General features: G+C 59.7%; 21 protein-coding genes. 7 read left to right on the top strand and 14 right to left on the bottom strand.

Annotation, left to right across the window (positions count from 1 at the left end):
* Nucleotides 1-2: 2 nt before the first annotated feature.
* Genes ACILSR_RS05405 through ACILSR_RS05395 form a run of 3 tightly spaced genes read right to left on the bottom strand, consistent with a single transcriptional unit; the run spans nt 3 to nt 2,733 of the window.
* Entirely contained in the window at nt 3-1,154 is a 1,152-nt protein-coding gene (locus ACILSR_RS05405) for a Gfo/Idh/MocA family protein (protein ID WP_395748708.1), read from the bottom strand.
* A gap of 34 nt (nt 1,155-1,188) precedes the next feature.
* Nucleotides 1,189-1,899 carry a hypothetical protein gene (locus ACILSR_RS05400; RefSeq protein ID WP_395748707.1) on the bottom strand — a complete coding sequence of 237 codons (711 nt, stop codon included), beginning with the start codon at nt 1,897-1,899 and terminating at the stop codon, nt 1,189-1,191.
* Between the two features lie 18 nt (nt 1,900-1,917).
* Nucleotides 1,918-2,733 carry a sugar phosphate isomerase/epimerase family protein gene (locus tag ACILSR_RS05395; protein ID WP_395748706.1) on the bottom strand — a complete coding sequence of 272 codons (816 nt, stop codon included), beginning with the start codon at nt 2,731-2,733 and terminating at the stop codon, nt 1,918-1,920.
* Between the two features lie 251 nt (nt 2,734-2,984).
* Between ACILSR_RS05395 and ACILSR_RS05390 the strand changes: the two genes are divergently transcribed.
* Entirely contained in the window at nt 2,985-5,207 is a 2,223-nt protein-coding gene (locus ACILSR_RS05390) for a tetratricopeptide repeat protein (RefSeq protein WP_395748705.1), read from the top strand.
* 6 nt (nt 5,208-5,213) lie between these two features.
* On the opposite strand, the gene ACILSR_RS05385 is transcribed toward ACILSR_RS05390, so the two are convergent.
* Nucleotides 5,214-5,963 carry a hypothetical protein gene (locus ACILSR_RS05385; protein WP_395748704.1) on the bottom strand — a complete coding sequence of 250 codons (750 nt, stop codon included), beginning with the start codon at nt 5,961-5,963 and terminating at the stop codon, nt 5,214-5,216.
* An 83-nt stretch (nt 5,964-6,046) separates the two neighbouring features.
* Between ACILSR_RS05385 and ACILSR_RS05380 the strand changes: the two genes are divergently transcribed.
* Nucleotides 6,047-6,931, top strand: coding sequence for a LysR family transcriptional regulator (locus ACILSR_RS05380; RefSeq protein WP_395748703.1), 885 nt, complete (start codon nt 6,047-6,049; stop codon nt 6,929-6,931).
* A 24-nt stretch (nt 6,932-6,955) separates the two neighbouring features.
* Here the strand turns inward: ACILSR_RS05380 and ACILSR_RS05375 are convergent, their stop codons facing one another.
* The 4 genes from ACILSR_RS05375 to ACILSR_RS05360 all read right to left on the bottom strand — a co-directional run bounded on the left by ACILSR_RS05375 (nt 6,956) and on the right by ACILSR_RS05360 (nt 12,225).
* Nucleotides 6,956-9,151, bottom strand: a complete 2,196-nt coding sequence (locus ACILSR_RS05375) for a polysaccharide biosynthesis tyrosine autokinase (RefSeq protein ID WP_395748702.1) — start codon at nt 9,149-9,151, stop codon at nt 6,956-6,958.
* 195 nt (nt 9,152-9,346) lie between these two features.
* Nucleotides 9,347-10,063, bottom strand: coding sequence for a polysaccharide biosynthesis/export family protein (locus tag ACILSR_RS05370; protein ID WP_395748701.1), 717 nt, complete (start codon nt 10,061-10,063; stop codon nt 9,347-9,349).
* Between the two features lie 93 nt (nt 10,064-10,156).
* Nucleotides 10,157-11,728: an outer membrane beta-barrel protein gene (locus tag ACILSR_RS05365; RefSeq protein WP_395748700.1), complete on the bottom strand. Its 1,572-nt coding sequence runs from the start codon at nt 11,726-11,728 to the stop codon at nt 10,157-10,159.
* Between the two features lie 272 nt (nt 11,729-12,000).
* Complete coding sequence (locus tag ACILSR_RS05360) at nt 12,001-12,225, bottom strand: hypothetical protein (protein WP_395748699.1); 225 nt, start codon at nt 12,223-12,225, stop codon at nt 12,001-12,003.
* 140 nt (nt 12,226-12,365) lie between these two features.
* On the opposite strand from ACILSR_RS05360, the gene ACILSR_RS05355 reads away from it, so the two are divergent.
* Nucleotides 12,366-12,839: a deoxycytidylate deaminase gene (locus ACILSR_RS05355; protein WP_395748698.1), complete on the top strand. Its 474-nt coding sequence runs from the start codon at nt 12,366-12,368 to the stop codon at nt 12,837-12,839.
* A 4-nt stretch (nt 12,840-12,843) separates the two neighbouring features.
* Here the strand turns inward: ACILSR_RS05355 and ACILSR_RS05350 are convergent, their stop codons facing one another.
* Both ACILSR_RS05350 and gmd read right to left on the bottom strand, forming a co-directional pair.
* Nucleotides 12,844-13,965 (bottom strand): Gfo/Idh/MocA family protein, encoded by a 1,122-nt coding sequence (locus ACILSR_RS05350; protein ID WP_395748697.1) that lies wholly within the window; start codon nt 13,963-13,965, stop codon nt 12,844-12,846.
* 30 nt (nt 13,966-13,995) lie between these two features.
* Nucleotides 13,996-15,015: a GDP-mannose 4,6-dehydratase gene (gene gmd, locus ACILSR_RS05345; RefSeq protein ID WP_395748696.1), complete on the bottom strand. Its 1,020-nt coding sequence runs from the start codon at nt 15,013-15,015 to the stop codon at nt 13,996-13,998.
* Nucleotides 15,016-15,146: 131 nt separating this feature from the next.
* Here gmd and ACILSR_RS05340 point away from each other — a divergent pair, with 131 nt between their 5' ends.
* The 4 genes from ACILSR_RS05340 (at nt 15,147) to ACILSR_RS05325 (ending at nt 16,589) form a co-directional block, all read left to right on the top strand.
* The gene (locus tag ACILSR_RS05340; RefSeq protein WP_395748695.1) at nt 15,147-15,350 is read left to right on the top strand and encodes a DNA-directed RNA polymerase subunit omega; all 204 of its coding nucleotides are present in this window, start codon (nt 15,147-15,149) and stop codon (nt 15,348-15,350) included.
* 68 nt (nt 15,351-15,418) lie between these two features.
* Nucleotides 15,419-15,880, top strand: a complete 462-nt coding sequence (smpB, locus tag ACILSR_RS05335; RefSeq protein WP_395748694.1) for an SsrA-binding protein SmpB — start codon at nt 15,419-15,421, stop codon at nt 15,878-15,880.
* Between the two features lie 88 nt (nt 15,881-15,968).
* Nucleotides 15,969-16,160, top strand: coding sequence for a hypothetical protein (locus tag ACILSR_RS05330; RefSeq protein ID WP_395748693.1), 192 nt, complete (start codon nt 15,969-15,971; stop codon nt 16,158-16,160).
* A gap of 6 nt (nt 16,161-16,166) precedes the next feature.
* Nucleotides 16,167-16,589: a type II toxin-antitoxin system VapC family toxin gene (locus ACILSR_RS05325; protein WP_395748692.1), complete on the top strand. Its 423-nt coding sequence runs from the start codon at nt 16,167-16,169 to the stop codon at nt 16,587-16,589.
* Between the two features lie 73 nt (nt 16,590-16,662).
* On the opposite strand, the gene ACILSR_RS05320 is transcribed toward ACILSR_RS05325, so the two are convergent.
* From ACILSR_RS05320 to ACILSR_RS05305, 4 genes are all read right to left on the bottom strand, one after another.
* Complete coding sequence (locus ACILSR_RS05320) at nt 16,663-16,878, bottom strand: hypothetical protein (RefSeq protein WP_395748691.1); 216 nt, start codon at nt 16,876-16,878, stop codon at nt 16,663-16,665.
* Nucleotides 16,879-17,176: 298 nt separating this feature from the next.
* Nucleotides 17,177-17,500 (bottom strand): hypothetical protein, encoded by a 324-nt coding sequence (locus ACILSR_RS05315; protein ID WP_395748690.1) that lies wholly within the window; start codon nt 17,498-17,500, stop codon nt 17,177-17,179.
* 357 nt (nt 17,501-17,857) lie between these two features.
* Nucleotides 17,858-18,301, bottom strand: a complete 444-nt coding sequence (locus ACILSR_RS05310; protein WP_395748689.1) for a hypothetical protein — start codon at nt 18,299-18,301, stop codon at nt 17,858-17,860.
* 41 nt (nt 18,302-18,342) lie between these two features.
* Nucleotides 18,343-19,008 carry a tetratricopeptide repeat protein gene (locus ACILSR_RS05305; RefSeq protein WP_395748688.1) on the bottom strand — a complete coding sequence of 222 codons (666 nt, stop codon included), beginning with the start codon at nt 19,006-19,008 and terminating at the stop codon, nt 18,343-18,345.
* Nucleotides 19,009-19,014 lie beyond the last annotated feature (6 nt).

Here is a 19,014-nt window from a genome sequence, read left to right as displayed (position 1 = left end):
GGTCACAGATCCCCCACCGGCAGCCACTTGCGCTGCTCCCAGCTTTGCAGGCCCAGTTCGGCGAGCTGCACTCCTTTGGCACCCTCACGCAGGGTCCACGGGAACGGCGTGCCGAGTGCGACGTGCTTGAGGAATTCCTCCCACTGAATCTTGAAGGCGTTGTCGTAGGTCGTGGTATCCGGCACTTCCTGCCATCCGGCGAAGAAATTGATCGGCTGGTCGATGTCTGGATTCCAGGTGGGACGCGGCGTTGTGCCGAGGCTCTGCACCCAGCATTTGCGCAGTCCCACAATGGCGCTGCCATGAGTGCCATCCACCTGCATGGTCAGCAGGTCATCGCGCCGCACACGCACGGTCCAGGAGCTGTTGAACTGGCAGATCACCCCGCCCTCGCATTCAAACGTGGCGTAGCAGGCGTCATCGCTGGTGCAGTCATACGGCTTGCCGCGTTCGTCGATGCGTTTCGGAATGTGCGTGGCCCCGAGGCAGCTCACCGCCTTCACCTTGCCAAACAGATTGTCCACCACATAGCGCCAGTGGCACAGCATATCGACGATGATGCCGCCGCCGTCTTCCTTGCGGTAGTTCCAGGAAGGCCGCTGCACCGGCTGGTCGCCATCCTCCCCGGAAAACACCCAGTAGCCAAACTCACCGCGCACGCTGAGGATGCGCCCGAAGTAGCCCTGATCCCTAAGGGTGCGGAATTTGCGGATGCCGCTCAGCCAGAGCTTGTCCTGCACCACGCCGTTTTTCAGTCCCGCGTCTTCGCAAAGCTTGGCCAGGCGCAAAGCTTCGCTGGTCTCGACCGCCGTGGGCTTCTCACAGTAGATCGCCTTCCCTGCCGCCACCGCCTTTTCCACAAAGCCCGCTCGCTGCAGGGTGCCGGAAGCATCAAAGAAGATCTCGTCCTCCTTGTTGGCCAGCGCGGCATCCACGTCCGTGGTGAAGCGTGTCACGCCGGTGCGCGCGGCCAGAGCCTTCAGCTTGTCATGATTCCGCCCGGTGAGAATCGGGTCCGGCATCAGCGTGAGGTCATCGTTCACCTTGAGGCCGCCTTGATCCCGGATGGCTTTGATCGAGCGGATCAGGTGCTGGTTCGTACCCATGCGTCCGGTGACGCCGTTCATGATGATGCCGATTCTGCGTGTGTTCATAGTTGGAAATGGAGGAGATGAATGAAACGAAAACTCAAGGCCGCCGCTGATTCTCCGCAGCAGGTTTAAAAGCGGTGCCAGAGGCCTGTGAAGATGAAGCCTCCGCCGAAGCAGCGGTGCCAGGGATGACGCTCACGTTCCGAAAGGCACCGAGGTCGTCGAAGGATCCGAGACCAATCCGGCCTTTGCCAAAGGTCTTGTCGCTGGCTTCAAGCACAAGCAGGCCATCAAACCAGACCTTGATGCTGCCAGATGCAGCATCACGCACCAGCTTGACGGAATGCCAGTGGCCGGGCTTCCATGGCAGAGTCTCGGCTCGGTTCGTCGTGATGGCTTTGCGGTCTGCATTGTTCACCACGTGCAGTTGCAGGTGCACGCCGTCTGCCTTCTCACCCAGATGAGCGTAGTAAAACTGCGAATCTCCCGCGCCACCAAAGGCGATGCAAACATCGTTGTTGCCTTTGGTAAAGGCGTCGAGCCTGGCTTCACAGGTCAGCGTGAAGGAGTCCCACTCGGCTCCGCCATACCAGGCCATGTTGAAGGGCCTGCGGTATTTGGGCTTGTACTGCGAAGGCTTTTTGAGGACGAGGGCCGTCTCGCTCCCCTGGCCCTGCCATTCCCAGACAGCAGGATCTTCGAACTGCCACTGCTCCCGCTGCCGCAGCGGATGCATCACCGCTTCAGCGGCTGCCGCAGTCAGACAGACGCCAAGCGCGAGATGAATGAGTGAACGAAGGAATTTCATGGCATCACATTCCCGGGATCATGCATAGAGCTGTCCGTAGCTGGCGGCGATCCTGTCCAGAAACTCGTTCTGATCCGCGCTCCACCACTTGTTTGAAAAGATCTCGACTTCGCGATGTCCGGTGAAGCCGGTGGCGTCCACCCAGTCGCTGATTTCCTTGATGTTGATGCAGCCTTCGCCCATCAGGCCGCGGTCATTGAGCAGGTCCGTGGTGGGCGTCTTCCAGTCGCAGATGTGAAAGGCATGCAGGCGGCCGGTTTGTCCGGCGAGATCAATCTGCGACTTCAGTTCGGGATCCCACCACACGTGGTAAACATCCACCGCGATGCCGACCGCCTTGGGCGAGCCGAGCACGTCGCAGATCTCGTGCGCCTGGCGCATCGTGTTCACCGCGCTGCGGTCGTCCGCATACATGGGGTGCAGCGGCTCGATGGCCAGCTTCACGCCCGCCTGCTCCGCCGCAGGCAGCACGGCGGCGATCCCATCGGCGATCTGCTTTCTGGACTCCACCAGAGGCTGCCTCGGCACGGCACCGCACACCAGCACGATGAGCGGCGCGCCAATGGCTTGCGCCTGCTCGATGGCCTTCAGATTGTCATCGATCGCCGCCTGGCGTCCTGCCGCCGTCGCTGCTGGGAAAAAACCGCCGCGGCAAAGGCTGACTGTTTCCAGGCCTGCGTCACGGGTCTGCCGTGCCACCGCGCCCAGATCACGTCCTTCCAGGGCCTGACGCCAGATGGTGATGCCGGTCACTCCCCGCTTGGGAAACTGCACCAGGCACTCTTCGAGGCTCAAGGGCTTGGTGGTGATGGTGTGGACGCAAAGTCGGCTCATGGGCGGAAACTGCACGGCAATCGGGGGGAGGAAAAAGATTTCTTTTCAATCACCACGATTGGAAATGCTGATGGCATGCGCCGCCCCGGCCGGGTGTCACTTTGTGGTATTTAATAGCATGAGCAGCACGGGAAACCGCGGGCCTGCGGCTGTTTTCCGCAGGCCTGAACGTAAGACCACCCGCCTTCTCTCAAGAAAAAATCCCGGATGACACCCGTTGTTTTGATGCTTGGATTGCGGCGGGGGTTATTATGAATTTCACCACATCCTTGCGAATCTTCGGATTTGTCGTCCCTGCCGGGCCAAAGTTCAGCCTGCAGCAGGTGGCCACGGGCACCCTTGGCAGAGCATTCTTTCCATGCCTCATCCTCCACCTTCTGGCGCCGCCGGATGCCCTGGGCCAGGCGGCAAAGGTGAGCCAGAAGCAGCCAACGCTGGCCGAACTGCGCACCCGGGCGGAAGCAGGCAGCGCCGAAGCACAGCTGGCCCTGGCAAATGCCTGCCTCAATGGTTCCGGCAAAGGCCGGGACAAGGCGGAGGCGGTGAAATGGTATCTCAAAGCGGCCGAGCAGGGCAGTGCGCCCGCCCAGTTTTTTCTGGGGGACATCTATTCCCGGGGAGACGGTGTGCGGCAGGACACCGCGGCTGCCATGAAATGGTTTCGCATGGCCGCCGAGCAGGGCATTGCCCGCGCCCAGCTGGCCCTGGGCACCGCCTGCATGCAGGGCGATGGCGTAGCAAAAGATGCCGCGGAAGGCGTGAAGTGGCTGCAGCGGGCCGCCGATCAGGGCCTGGCCAAGGCACAGTACGCACTCGGCCGCGCCTGCCTCCAGGGAACCGGCACAAAGCAGGACGCACAGGAGGCGGTGAAGTGGTTCACCAAAGCTGCGGATGAAAGCCATGTGGATGCGATTTACAGCCTGGGCCAGTGCGCCGCCCGTGGCACGGGCATGCCGCAGAACGCGGCCGCTGCGGCAAAGTTTTATCGGCAGGCTGCGGAGCTGGGCCATGTGAAAGCACAGGTCGCGCTGGGAAACGCCTTGATGCATGGCACCGGCGTCACGCAAGACGCCCGGGACGCGGTCGAGTGGTACCTCAGGGCCGCTTATCAGGGCGACACCGATGCGCAGGACGCGGTGGCCCACGCTTTCATCAAAGGCCAGGGAGTGAAGCAGGACATGGAGGCCGCGTGGTTCTGGCACCGCAAGGCCATCGGCCTGAGCGAAAAGGTGCAGAACAATCCTATCGAGGCCGTGAAGTGGTACCGCAGAGCGGCCGAACACGGCGATGTCTATGCCGAGATCGAGCTGGCCCGCGCCTACTTCCAGGGGGCCGGTGTGCCGCGGGATGAGGAGCAGGGCGTGCAGTGGTTTCTCAAAGCCGCCGAGCAGGGCGTGCCGCTGGCGCAAAGCGAGGTGGCTTACGCCTACATGCGCGGCAGGGGCATGCCCATGAACACCGTGGAAGCCGTGAAGTGGTACCGCAAGGCGGCCGAGCAGGGAGATCCCAAGGCCGAGTACGCACTGGGAGTGGCCTATTTCCAAGGCGAAGGCGTGCGCAGAAATCCCGGCGAGGGCCTGAAATGGTACAACAAATACATCGAACACAGCCCTGCGGGCACGGATACGCAGGAGGAGTTCATGAACTGGCACATCGCCGCAGCCCGGCTCGGAGATGTCGAGGCGCAGTGCGACCTTGGCCGGCGCTACATGGATGGCGACGGCGTGCGGTACAACGCGAAGGAAGGCGTGAGGTGGCTCCGCATATCCGCCGGTCATGGAAATGCCGAGGCGCAGTACCGCCTCGCGGCAGCGTGCAACGCAGGCGAAGGCACCCTCCTCAATCCCGCCGAGGCGGCGCACTGGTACCGCAAAGCAGCAGAGCAAAACCTGGTGCTGGCCCAGCTCGAGATGGGTCGTATTTACTTCACCGGAGACGGTGTGCCCCAGAACGAGGCGGAGGCCGTCCGCTGGACGCGCAGAGCCGCGGAACAGGGCAACGCCCAGGCGCAGGATGAGATGGGCAACTTCTACCAAGTCGGTCTCGGGGTGGCCAAAAGCCCTCCCTCTGGCGTGAAGTGGTATGAGAAAGCAGCCGCGCAAAACTATGCGGAAAGCCAGTTTCATCTGGGAGTATGCTACCACGATGGCGTGGGCATAGCGAAGGATGTGGCCGCATCCCTCCAGTGGCTGCGCAAAGCCGCCGAGCAGGGGCATGCCAAGGCGCAGTACCGTCTGGGCAGAAGCTACATGGAGGGGGATGGCGTGACCAAGAATCCCGCCGAGGCCCTGCAGTGGTTCCTCCTCGCCGCGGACGGCGGAGACCCGGACGCCACGCCTCAGGCCGAGAAGGTCAAACCTGAGCTGACCCTCAACGAGGTCAACGCAGTGCAGCTTCGGGTGGAGAGGCTGCGCACCGAAAGACTGTCTCAGGAGTCCCAGCCGCAGCGGCGCCAGGGCAAAGTGGAGAATTGAAAGGGGCTAAAAGCCTTGGCCACCTGATTTTTTAAGGCGCTGGACAGCGGCTGCATTCATCGAATTCCACAGCGGCTGGAAGGCAATCCTTTCCGCCAGCTCCGCGGGAGTTTGGTAATTCGTGGCCCCGTTGTTGAGGTTCACATGCGAGGCCGACGCCGTCGCCTCAGCCCGCCATAGGATCTTGCTGGTCCTGCTGTCTGTCAGAACGTAATCGGCTTTCAGTGTCCTGCTCGTCACTTCTCGTCGGGTATAGTAGCCACCGCTGAAAGGACTCGCCCCTCTGCGCGGATTGTTCCAGCCCATCACATCGTAGGTGCCGCCTGCACCGCTCACATTTCTAAGCCGCTGAAAATCCAGATCCCTGCCCAGCCTGACGTCGTCGGCCACCGAGTTGGCCCGCAGCAGGATCTTGAAGATATAATCGGGCTGCCCCGGCCGCGCCTCACGGGCATTTTTGGCCACCATGGCCTGGTATTCCTCCACTCCCGAATCTTCACTGATGGCTTCCGGCAGAATGGAGACTCGTGAATCTCTCAACCCGCTCTGCAACTCCTTCTCCATCTGGGACAAAACCGGTGCGTCGATTCCTTTTCCCGGCCAGTTGGAGGAGGTGATCACCAGCCCGTCAATCCCCACCGTCTTGCCCTTCAGCATCGCCGGATTCAATTCATTGACCACGACATCCACCCTGGGCCCCTGGCAGCTGGCGAGAAAAAGGGACAGCACCAAAACGAAGAAGCATGCAGATCTCATGGGGGTGCGGATATTGTCTAAGACGTTGCCAAACGTTTCCCGCTTGGAAACGAGAAAGGATGCTTCAATCTAGCCGCTGCATCATGGAATTCTACCAACTCGGCTATTTCCTGGAGATCGCCCGCCAGCGCAGCTTCACCCGGGCGGCGGACCGCCTGCACATGGCACAGCCCGCGCTGAGTCAGCAGATGAAAAATCTCGAGGCGGAACTCGGCACCCAGCTTTTCATCCGCGGCCGCAAAGAGACTCAGCTCACCGCCGCCGGGAAAGCCCTCCTGCCCCGTGCGGAGGGACTGCTCATGCAGGCAGAGGCGGCCAAGGCGGTCGTTTCAGACGTGGCCCAGCTGCGTGGCGGAAAGCTTGTCATCGCCACCATCCCCAGCGTCAGCGCCTGCCTGCTGCTGGAGGTGGTTCATCGCTTCAGCCAGCAGCATGAGAAGGTGAAGCTGCAGTTGATCGAAGAGAGCTCCGAGCGCGTGGCCGACTGCGTCGAATCCGGGCTGGCAGACATCGGCTTCCTTCAGCTCCCGGCCAGCAAATCCATGTTCAAGACCCAGACGATCCTGACCGAACCCTTCGTCCTGCTGGTCGCAAAATCCCATCCTCTGGCCAGGCAAAAAGCGCTGTCACTCGGAGAACTGGCCGCTGAATCCTTCATCTTCTACAAAGGCCGCGCGCGTGACATGGCCTCGGAGTCCTGCCGCAAAGCCGGGTTTGAACCGCAGCTCGTCTGCGAGAGCGGCGAACTCGGGACCGTGCGCTCGCTGGTCGCCTCCGGTCTTGGTCTTGCCATCGTCCCTCAGCTGGCAGCCAGAAACCTTCCGGACACCATCCGCACCGTGTCCATCCGTGAACCCAAAATGCAGCGCCAGATCGCCGCCGTGTGGCAGAAAAACAGCATCCTCTCTCCAGCGGCAGACGCCCTCTTAAAACTGGTGACCGACCTGCTGGCGAAGGGCAGCGTTTAGCCACCCTCCGGGAGCCCGGGCAGATCAGGACTTGGCAGCGGCAGGCTCAGCCGGCTGCTGCGGGCCGGTCTTGGCAGGTGCGTAGTAATAGCTGGCGTAGTTGTAGTAAGTGTACTCCTTCAGGTTCGAGCTGGAGCGGTTGAGGATCACACCGCCGATGTTCACCTGACGCTCATACAGCAGATCCAGCGCCTTGCCGGAGAGGCGGGCCATCGTCGAGGACATGCGGACCACGAAGAGCACCGAATCAAGCTTCGGCGCGAAGCTGGCTGTGTCATCAGCCACCAGCACCGGGGCGCTGTCAAAGATGACGTAGTCATACTCTTCGCTCATCTCCTTCAGCATCTCTTCCGCAGTCTTGGAGAGGAGCATTTCGGAGGTCTGGTCAAACACATCGCCACGGGCCAGCAGATCCAGATTGCGGGTGCTGGTTTCCTGCACGGCATCACGCCAGTGCAGCTTGCCACGCAGGGCTTCGCTCAGACCGGGGGTGGAAGGCAGCTTGAACAGTTCGCTCACCCCACCACGGCGCAAGTCACAGTCGGCCAGCAGCACTCGGGCTCCCGCCAGCGCCATCGTCACAGCCAGATTCGATGTCACAGTGGTCTTGCCTTCGTTCGGCACCGCACTGGTGATGAGGATGGTCTTCGGGGGCTTGCCCTGCCAGTTCTTGAAGAGAATGGACGAACGCACATTGCGGAACGCCTCCGCATAGAGATGGCGGTCATCATTCGGACGCAGCAGCGCCACATCGCCACGGTTTCTCTGCTCAGGCACCTGGCCAAGCACTGCTTCTCCGGGGAACAATGTCTGGAACTCGCTGTAGGAGTTCATACGGTCGTCCAGACGGTCGAACAGCAGCAGGATCACAATGCCTGCACCCATGCCGGCGATCAGGCCGATCACGATGGGCATCACCCAGTCTTCCACGTTTTCAGAGGCAGGCGTGGCCTTCTCCTGAATAGCCACATAGTCCGCCTGGGTGTTGAAAATATTTTGGATCTGCTCCACCTTCTCAAACAGCTTGTCATGGGCCATCTTGGCGGAGTCAGCCGCTTTGACGTACTTGTCATGCTCGGCGATCTTGCCGCCCAGATCGAGCGCCTCTTTCTGCTTCTCAATGATCTGCGCATCCAGGACCTGCACACGGCGCTGGATGTCGGCCATCTGCGTATGCATTTCCTGCTGGATCTGCTCCGCATAGGAAGCCAGCAGCGCCTTCTGCGCCGCCAGTTCTTCCGTCACATCCTGCACCATCGGGTGCTGCTGCTTAAACTGAATGAGGAGCGAATCCAATTTCGTTTTCAGCTCGGTGATCTTTGACTTGGTGCGCAGATAATCCTGCTCAGCCATGGTCATGCCATTGCGTCCCGGACTCGTTTCCGCGGTCTTGACCCCTGGTGTCGGCGCGCTCTCAGGTGCCTTGGCGGCCCCGGCCACCGGGGCGGCACCGGAAGCGTTCAGCATGCGCTCACGGGTCTCCATGGCGGCATTCACATTGGCGATCTCCAGCCGCAGTTCCTCCAGCAAGGTGCGCTGTGTATCCCGCTGGTTTTCCAGATTGGCGAGGAACTGGGCGGCAAGATTGTTGCCGTTGGTAATGGTGAGAATGTTGTTGGCCGCCTTGAACTTGGTCAGACGTTCGAGGCTTTCGTCCATCGCCTTCTGCTTGTTCAGCACTTCCTGCAGGAACTGCTGGAGCACTTTTCCTTGGGCGGTTTCGCGCACGGTCTGCCGGACTGCAATGAACTCATCCAGCAGCGCGTCCAGAAAGATGCGGGTGTACTTGGGCTCCGAACCCGTGGCCAATATGTTGAAAATGGCCGACCCCTTGGTCTGCGCCACCCGGATTTCCACATCCGAATCCTTCAAGTCCGGATTCAACGCCCGCACGCGCTCCAAGGCGCGGCGCTTCATTTCGGCGCTTTCCACCGTCTCGATGATCGTGCCATAGAAATCCGCCTGCTGCTCACGCCATGTAACGCTGTTGTCAAAGCTGAGCTGCCCGCCCGCCACCAGCTTCGCCAGCGAGCGGAACTCCTGCGGCCGTCCGGTGATGCGCAGCGCCTGCACACAAACCCCGATGCTCGCAGTCAGAAGCAGGAACCACCACCGGCGGCGCAGCAGGATTTTGTAACGCTGGAATTTAGCTGAAGCCTCGTGAATACGGCTCAGCGTGCTCGATTGCGCCTGCCCTGGGAGAGTGAGGTTTTGTTCCATGTTTTCGATTATCCAAATTTGTTCTAGCAGGCTGCCTGGCGAGTCTGCCGTCCCCCCGACGAATTTACGGGATGGCAGACTCGCTCAAAATCGCAATTAAGCCATTTGATTTATTCGACAGTCCGACTGTTCGATTTTATCTCAATTTTCACCTCGATTAAAATCGAAGAAACCTATGTCTGCTCACCAGTCGGCTCAGAAGTTGACGGTCTTTTCCTCGACGATGATGACGTCATCCTTGCGGATGAACACGTCGCGGGACAAGTCTCCCTGACGCATGATGCCGTCCACGTTCACCAGGATCGTCTTGTTGCCCTGCGGGGTCTTGCGGATAATTTTTACCTTCTTCTTGTCTGCAAACTGCGCAAAACCGCCCGCACGCAGGATGGCCTGGCTGATGGAGATGTCTTCATTGGCAGGCAGGTCATACTTCCCCTGCTTGGCCACGATGCCAAACATCACGTAGAAATCGAGCTCATACTCCTTCGTCCTTGTGACGCTGTCAGGATCGAACTGGTCGATCGCCACCAAAACCGTGGCATGCTGGAAGAAGTTTTTCTCCAACTCTTTCTTGATGGTGAAAGCAAGGTCCCGGCAGGTTTTTCCTCTTGCCGAAACCAATCCCACATAAGGAGCCTGCACTTCCCCCGTCACAGCCACCTTCTGCTGCACTGCATCACGACGGTCTTCGAGAACACGAATGCTGATGGTGTCTCCAGACGAAATGGCCTGATTGTTGTCCAGGTTATCCATGGACGACAGAAGCGCGGCACCAGCATTGACGGCGCCCGAAGGTGCGGCGGCAGCCTGTCGCGATCTCGATTGCTCAGGAATGCGGAATCCGGGGTCTTGCGCCGAGAGGTCAGGCAGGGCGGCGGACAGCAGAAGGAACGACAGTGCTAGCTTTTTCATGGTGTTGAAGATCGATTTGGATGCCTCCAGCCGCCGGAAATTGGAACCGGCGGGCTGGTGTCGAAGTTCATAGACCAATATCGGTCCGTTTCGTTAGAAATTGTAATTCAGGCCCAAAATCACGCGCGTCTGTGTCGAATCTGCATTGGACTGCTTGTAGTTCGTGACGAAGTAGCGGTAGCCAAGGTTAACACCAGCCTTGGGGGTCAGCGCGTAGTTCAGGTCGAAGGAGAAACCGTTCTGGTCGGCATCGCGGCCAGCCACGCCATAGTAGTCGGCACGGCCAAAGTGGTAGCCGGTGCCAGCGCGCAGCTTGGTGGTGATCTGATGCGTGTAGTAAAGGTCCACACCGAACTGCGTCAGCTTGTAGCCCGTGCCTGCAAAGAGAGGAGCCGGGGACAGGTCGGTCAGAGAAGGACGGGCATTTTCATAGTAGCCCGAGATGGAGAAGCGGCCACCCTTCCAGGCGACCATCGAGACGCCGTAGTTGACGAAGTCAGCCGTGATGAAGTTCGAAGCAAGGTTGATGGAGGACTCGTGACCGACAGTCAGAGTGTGGCTGAAGCGCGCATTGAGCTGGTTGGTGAGGCTCAAATTGTAGTAATACCCATGAAGATTGGAACTGTCTCCTGGACCGACCGGTGGCAGCACCGTCGGAGCCTTGAAGTTAAAGTTCTGCAAGCCGCCCGAAGCCTTGATCACGGACGATTTGCCAAGCGGCACGCTGACGAAGAGGCCCCAGTTGATCAAGGTGCCGTCGTTGAGCACAGGCTGCTTGTAGCGCAGCAGAGAGACGCCGCCTTCCGTTCCCAGAATCCACGTGGCCGTAGGGCTGTAGGTCAGGGAGGCATGGAAGGAGTTCATCGTACGGCTGAACTGCTGATTGGCGGCGCCCAGAGCTTCAGAAATCGTGTTCGTGTAGTTCGTGGCGAGCGCCCATGCCGAGTTGATCTGCCAGTTGGCGGCGATACCGAAGTCATTCTGGAACACACCGAAGCTCGAATTGTTCGCAGCCCCGACAAAGGCGTTGTTGAGCGCAGGGCGCAGGGACATGCGGTCATAGATGGTGATGTTCACCGGTCCTGCCTTGATATCAAAGGCGATCGTGGAACCAGGCAGCACGTTGATCAGATAGCTGCCGTTGCCGTAGGCGGCCAGTTCAGGGTGGTTGAAATAGTGGTCAACACCGATGCCGCCGGTGATGCTCAGCACGTTGTTCTGCGAGATGCGGTAATTGGCGCTGATATTAAGCAGGGTGCTGCTGATGATGTCAGACACCGGTGTGGGAGTACGACGAATGTTGCTGTTGTACTCGAAGCCTTGGTACAGTCCCAGACCAATGTTGACCGGCCCGAGCATCAGATTGCGTTTTCCCGACAAAAACGGATCTGAGGTGTAGGTGGGGGCAAAGTAGCTGAGAGACTGGGAATACTGGCCTGAATACGTGGTGTAGTCACCCACGGCACGGGCGGCGAACGCGGAGCTGCCGCTTCGCACGGAAGGCTGCGAAATCTGGCGGTCAGACTTCAACAGCTGCTGCAGGCTCTGATATCCTTCCTGATCTTCCTGGCTGACGTAGGCCCCTTTATTATAGTCATAGACCACATCTTGGGAGCGCGCCGCCGACTGAGCACTCTTTTTCAGCTGACCGGCACGGGAACGCAAGTCGTTGAAAAAGTTGCTGGTCTGTGACGGCGAAACACCAAACTGCGCGCTTGATGTTTGCGGCAGCAAGCAGCCTACCGTAAGAGTAAACGCCATCAAAAGAGCATTGCAGGGTAGGGATCGAGAGTGTTTGATCAGCATGACGGGAGAGTTGGGTCGGGATTAAAAGCGATAGAAGCAATTTTGGAAGCCTTTGTCCATACTAAATTTGTCCCGATTTCGCCACATCGTCACTTGACCTTGAATATTTAATTTCCGCCTCAAGGAATCCCTTATTTTTTCACCTCCCGGCCCGCCTTGGCCACCACGGGGATTTGCAGTCTCTTAAGGCCAATTCGTCTCCGGTGCTCAAAATCAAACTCTAGCTGAATCTCTCTGGAGGAGGCCTTGTCCCACGAACGGTAGGGCGCGTTTGCCTCGGGCACGACGGCGATGAACTGCCGCAATTTGCTGAAAAGTTTCAGGAGAGGGACACGCTTGGAATTGGACGAATTCATGGCATCGGCTTTGTGTTAACTAACTCATATGAACAGTATGTGTTCAATAACACATGTTCAAATGATTTTTAACAAACCACCTCAAAATCAACGTTACCTCTCTCCATTGACGTCCTCTCCATCAAAGATCATGTGCAGCCATGTCTATGAATGAAGGCCACCTTCCACCTGTTGCGCGACTCACCATCCCCCAATACGCCATGGCCCTGGCTCATGTCGCGAGCCTCAGGTCCGAAGATCCTTTCCGAAAAGTGGGCGCGGTGGCCATCGATTTTGACAACCGGGTGATCGGCACGGCCTACAATGGCCTCGCTCCCGGCTACAATGCCGACCCGGATTTCTGGGCGGATCGGGATGCCCGGCGCAAATTCATGCTGCACGCCGAAGTGAACCTCTGCAGCCTTTTCACCCGGGGCAATGTGCGCCTCGTGGCCTGCACCACCAAGCCCTGCACCAGCTGCATGCAGATGCTCTGCGCCTATGGCGTCAAAGAAGTCTATTTTCGTGACGACTACCCCGAGTCCGAGGCAGATGCCATCGCCGCGCGCTATGGCATCCCGCTCCTGCATCTGGCCGACTACCCGCAGATTCTCTCTCCAGCCGGCCCCATGTGAGGGGTCACAGCGCCGTCACCGTCCCCTGCTGGTGGGAGGCCAGCGCCGCGGCGAAAATCTCCTGCGTGGCCACTGCCTCCTCCACCGTGGCGCAACCGCAGCGTCCTGCCAGCAGCCCCTCGCGCTCCATCAGGTAGGCCGCCCACATCTGCTGGATCATGTCTGGAAATCCCGGCTCAAAAATGCCGCCGGTCACGGTCTTGAACGGCATGCCAAAGCCCAGGTCCGTCTTCTTCCAGTACTGCTCCTTGCCGTTCTCAAACACCCACAGTGTTTTCGGCTCCTTGGTGCTGAATTTCACCCCGCCCTCGGTCCCGAGCACCTCGAGAAACCACGTGTTCGTCTCCCCGGGTGCCATGCGTTTCATTTCAAACCGCAGCGGTACCTCGTTTCCGCCGATCTCCGTCCAGCAATTCAAGAGGGCGTTGTCCCAGGTGTCACAGTCCGCCATCCCACCCTTGCCATCCGGCCGCTTCGGGTAGCCCTTCTGCAGCTGTGCAAAAAGACGCTGCGGGCGCCAGCCCAGACGCAGGGGGATGTGGCAGGCATGCATGCCCAGATCTCCCAGCACCCCGATCTCTCCGCAGGTCGCGGACTTGCGCTTCCAGTTCGCTGCTTTCGTCGCATCCAGGTCGCTGCTGTGGTGAAAGCCCGCCACCACCTCCAGCACGCGGCCCAGTTTGCCCTCCTTCACATGCTGCATCACCCGTTGCGCCCCGGGCAGAAAGGGAAACTCCGAGCTGCAGCGCACAAAGCGGCCTGAGGCCTGCGCCGCCTCCGCGATTCGCCGCGCGGATGCGAGGTCGATCCCAAACGGCTTTTCCGCAAACAGGTCCTTCCCCGCCGCCAAAACATCGCAGTAGATCTTTTCGTGCAGGTTGTGCGGCACGGCCACATACACCACCTCCACCGCCGGATTGAGCAGCAGCTCCTGATACCCCCCGGTGATCTGGGCGCAGGAGGGGATGCGGCGGAACCAGTTCCGCACGTCCTCGACGAGGTCCGCCACCGCCACCAGCTCCGGCTGCACTTCCACATCCGTCAGCGCGCACCACCGTGCGAAGGCGCTCGCCATCTCCCGGCCCATCAGGCCGCCGCCGATAATCCCGATCCCGATCTTTTTCATAGGTCGTTCAAACGGAGCAGACGCCCCGGATCAAACAGGCACCGCGTTCTTCACGGCAAGTTCGTGCTTCGCCAGCTTCAGATCCGCCTCCACCATGATCTTCACCAGTTCCTTGAACTTCACCTTCGGCTCCCAGCCCAGCTTCTTGCGTGCCTTGGCCGGATCGCCGATCAGGAGGTCCACCTCCGCCGGACGCTCATAGCGGGCGTCGTAGCTCACGTGCTTCTCCCAGTCCAGGTCCAGCGCCCCAAAGGTCTCCTGCACAAATTCCTTCACGCTGTGCGTCTCGTTCGTGGCGATGACGTAATCATCCGGCTCGTCCTGCTGGAGCATCATCCACATCATCTCCACGTAATCCTTCGCGTAGCCCCAGTCGCGCTTGGCGTCCATGTTGCCGAGGAAAAGCTTCTCCTGCAGGCCCATCTTGATGCGTGTGGCGGCACGGGTGATCTTGCGCGTCACAAAGGTTTCCCCGCGGCGTGGCGACTCATGGTTGAAAAGGATGCCGCTGCTCGCATGCAGCCCGTAGCTCTCGCGGTAGTTCACCGTCAGCCAGTGGCCGTACACCTTCGCGCAGGCATACGGGGAGCGCGGCCAGAACGGCGTCGTCTCCACCTGCGGCACCGCCTGCACCTTGCCAAACATTTCGGATGAGGATGCCTGGTAGAAGCGCACCTTGCCCACCAGACCGGTCTCGCGGATGGCCTCCAGAATGCGCTGCGTGCCCAGCCCCACGATGTCCCCGGTGCTCTCCGGCACGTCAAACGACACCCGTACATGGCTCTGAGCGCCAAGGTTGTACACCTCGTCAGGCTTCAGGTCATAGAGCAGCTTCACCAGCGCCACCGAGTCCATCAGGTCCCCATAATGCAGGTGCAGGTTTTTCGAGGGCAGGTGGGACTCCGGCTGAAAGAGGTGCTCCAGACGCCCCGTGTTGAAGGACGAGGCACGGCGGATGATCCCATGGACCTCATAGCCCTTTTCGAGCAGCAGTTCCGTGAGATACGAGCCGTCCTGTCCTGTGATGCCGGTGATGAGCGCTTTCTTCATGAGTCAAATCGAGGGCCGATCAGACAGTACCGCCTCCATTTTCGCAAGGGGAAAAGCAGGAACATAACAGTTGCACCCCACGCCGCCCCCTCTATCCTCTATCCCCCCAATCCAGGCCCAAAATCCACATCATGAGAGCTGACCTCGTCGAACAAGCCGCGCTAATCGTCAAAGATCACCCCGTTCTGATCAACATGGTCTCCAAGAGAGTCCGTCAGATCGCCGCGGGCCATGCTGTGCTCGTCGAGCGCCGTCCCGGCCTGCGTGAAGCCGACCTCGCCCTCATGGAAATCATCCAGGGCAAGATCACCATCGCCACCAACGACAAGAACTAGGCCCCCTGCCCCACCCGGCAGAACCGCCCGTTTTTCGTCAACATTCAGCGGTTCCTCCCGCGCGACCCATGTCCGAGATCGCCACGAACCGCAAAGCCCCCCGCGACTACCACATCCTCGAAAAATACGAGGCAGGCATCGAACTCCGCGGCACCGAGGTCAAATCCATCCGCCTCGGGAAACTCAATATCGCCGACGCCTTCGCCCGCGTGGATCGCGGCCAGGTCTGGCTGTATGGCTGTGACATCCAGCTGTACGACAAAGCCAGCCACACCACCCACGAGCCCCGCCGCACCCGCCGGCTCCTGCTTCATAAAAACGAAATCATGAAGCTGCTGGCCCAGACCCAGCAGAAGGGCCTCGCCCTTCCCGTCCTGCGCATGTACTGGAAAGGCCCCCACATCAAAGTCGAAGTCGGCGTCGGCAAAGGCAAAAACCACGGCGACCAGCGCCAGGACCTCAAAGACAAGGCCGAGAAGCGCGAAGCCGCAAGGACCGTCGCCAATTTTAATGACAAGAACCGGCGGTAGGCGGCATACGCGCTCCGCGCCGTAGTAGCGAGCTGCCGCCAGTGTCACGCTTGCACTTCCCCGGAATCCATGGCATTTCATGCACAGCATGAGCACCAAAGCCATCGCACAGGAACTCGCGGCAGTAAGGCAGCGACTTGCCGCCCTTGAAGCCAAGGTTTCCTCTGCCAGCAAACCCGCCTGGCAGGCCATTGTCGGCACCGCCAAGGGCGACGATCTGGATCGTGAAGCCGCCCGGCTGGGTTCCCTATGGCGCAAGCGTGAAAACAAACGGCGATAGAAGTCGATGTTCGTCGTCCTCGACACCAATCACTTTCGTGAACTACGGGAGGACACTCAGGCTGGCCGCAGGCTTCAAAAACGCCTCGTCGAGACAAAAGCGGACGTTTTCACCTGCATTGTTGCCGTCGAGGAAAGTGTTCAGGGCTGGCTCTCCCTTCTGAAACGCCATCCACCCGGCCGAGCACAGATGACTGTCTATGCCAGGCTTCAAAGCAGCATCGAGGCCCTCCTTCAGCTCCCCATCCTGCCGTTCGATTTAGAAGCCGCAGCCACGTTCGAGCGACTGCGCCCGAAACATCCCCGCATCGGCACCATGGATCTAAAGATCGCTGCCATTTGCCTGGCCCACGACGCCACACTCCTAACGCGAAACATCTCAGACTTCCAAAACATCCCAAATCTTCATATCGAAAACTGGCTGGATTGAAGTGAGGCCGATAGACGGTGAAGAAGCCCACTCTCACCTGCCTCATTTAAACACCATAAGCCCCCCCGGGGCCTCAAAGGCCAAACGAAACGCCCTGCGCAAAAATACTTTGGACAGAGTCGCTGAGAAACCCCAGGCAGTAACCGCCCACTTTTTTCATCCCCGACACTTCCTCTTCCTCTGCCCCCTGGCTCTGCTGTGCATAGGAAGAACTGCTCTGCGTCGTGGCACAGCTTGAAATCAGACCGGTGCCTGATAAAAGCAAACAACTGAAGAAGAGAATGCGCATGGTTTTCATAGCGTGCTCGATGGGGCCTGATCTTTACTTCTGAATGATTCCCGGGTGAATTGCCTGCCACCTACCCTACCATCCGGCACAAACGTCGGCAACTTGGCAGGCCCGCTGGTTGCCATGATTTCGCACCGGAATGGCTTCAAATCACTTCCTCCTCCCGCGCTCTCCTGCCCTTGCTTTCCTCTGTTTGCGCTCTGCTGCGCACATGGAGAAGCCCCGCTTCAGCACCGTGGTTGCCGGTTGCCCACCCTAAGCACGGCAACTGGAAACTCGGCAACCGGGCTCCGCGTCCTCAGCGTTTCAGGCCCCGGATCATGAGCACGAAACCGCTTATGAGAGTACCGCTGATCAAGCCGCCCAGCGCGCCGATCCCCACCCCTGTGGGCCAGCCGCCGAGGACCCAGCCCGCGCCGCAGCCGATCAGCAGAAACACCCCCACCATCTGCGCCTGAAACACATTGTCCTTCTTCCGCAGGTTGGGCACACCGCCAATTTTGTCTGCCAGAATGTTATATGCGCTCCCGGAATCATCCTGCGGCTTTGGCGCACCTGCCGTACCACCCTGGTTCGGTTGAGAAAAGACGGGCGGAAGTTCGGGAGGAGTGGATGGATTCATGGGAAGAGAAGAGAGAGAACAGATAACGTTAAGCGAGTTCGCGCAGGCGTACTGTGCGCGGGAACGAGATGCATCGACTAGGTCTATCTTGGATACACAAACAATGCCCCCTTGCATGTGCATTTGGCCGTCCGGCCCTCACAAATCCACGGCAACTCTGGAGGTGCTCAAGTTGCCAAGACTGCAGGCAAAGAAGGCGCAAAAAGACTTCCCTCCAGTGCCACGAGATTCCACGTGGTGCGCTCAATTGCGCTTCAATGCTCATCAAAATCAAGGCCGACGGCGTCTGTGGTTGCCGGTTGCCAAGTTGCCGTGCTTAGGGTGGGCAACCGGCAACCACCGCAAGCGCCGGGCACTTCACGGCTCGGGCTTTTCAGCGGTCAGTTTGAAATCAAACAGCACCAGTTCCTCGATGGGGTCCTTCCAGGTCTCATAACCCAAGAGGCCGGCCATGATGGGATTGATCAGGCTCGTTTCCTGAAAGTCCTTGCTGCCTTTCAGGCGGATGGCGGCCCGATACCGCAGTGCCTTGGTCAGGGCGTTCTTGACCTTCAGGCCAAGGAATTCAGGCTGCTGCTTGAAGTCCACCCGGAAGCCCGGGAGCTTTCCGTCAGGATCCGCGACGAGCGTAGCGGAGGCGATCGCAGCCCCCTCCATCTTGAACTGAATGGTGCCCTGCGTGCCGAGCGGCAGTGACACGGTGTCCTTGAAGGTTTTCGGATCGATAGGATCTCCCGGAGCTGCGGAGGCGATGGCGGTGCCAAGAAGCGCGATGGCGGCGATGAGTTTGATGAGGGGCATGAGGATGAGCGTGTATGAATTGGTGACCTGACGATTTGATCTTATGACGCTGGATTACCCGTGGCAGGCGGCGTCAGAGAGTCAAGGCCGCGCATGGCATTGTCGATGAACTGCGGCGCCAGAAACACCCACGGCATGCCGATGGCATTCGCCATCGCCTCCATCTGCGCACACCACCAGGACTGCCGCTCCTCGTCCCAGTAGGCGCACTCACAGGGCTTGTCTGGCTGGCGCAGCAGGGCCAGGCTCTGCTGGTAGAAATCGCGGGCCTCTGCCGCGTCTGAGTCCGCCACGGAATGGGCGCGATTGCACAGCGCACCGCCGAGGTAGATCTTGTTTTCACGCTCCTTCGGGAAGAGGCGGAGCAGCTCTTTCCGGATCGCAATGGCACGGTCAAACGAAGGCCGTGCCTCCGCCGGCCGCCCTGTGTCCAGACACAGCATGCCAAGATGATTGTGGGAGGCAGCGATGAGGCTGCACGTCTCCATGCTTCGCTTGAATCTGGACGGACGCACGTTTGGCAGCAGCGTTTGCACACGCCGGAAATTGGTTTCTGCCAGGGCAACGTTGCCATCGCGACGGCAGTCATACCCCACGTCATAGCTTGCAGCCGCCAGCCTCTTTCTGCGGCCCGGCAGCCACAGGAAATGCGTCTGCCGGTCCAGCTTCTGCGTGCGAATGACAAGCGGGTCGTCGGATGAAGCCATGGCAGG

The sequence above is a fragment of the Prosthecobacter sp. genome, from assembly GCF_044222565.1.
Classification (GTDB): Bacteria; Verrucomicrobiota; Verrucomicrobiia; order Verrucomicrobiales; family Verrucomicrobiaceae; genus Prosthecobacter.
Note: the sequence above shows the minus strand (reverse complement) of the source record. Positions and strands in the feature narration are given on the sequence as shown.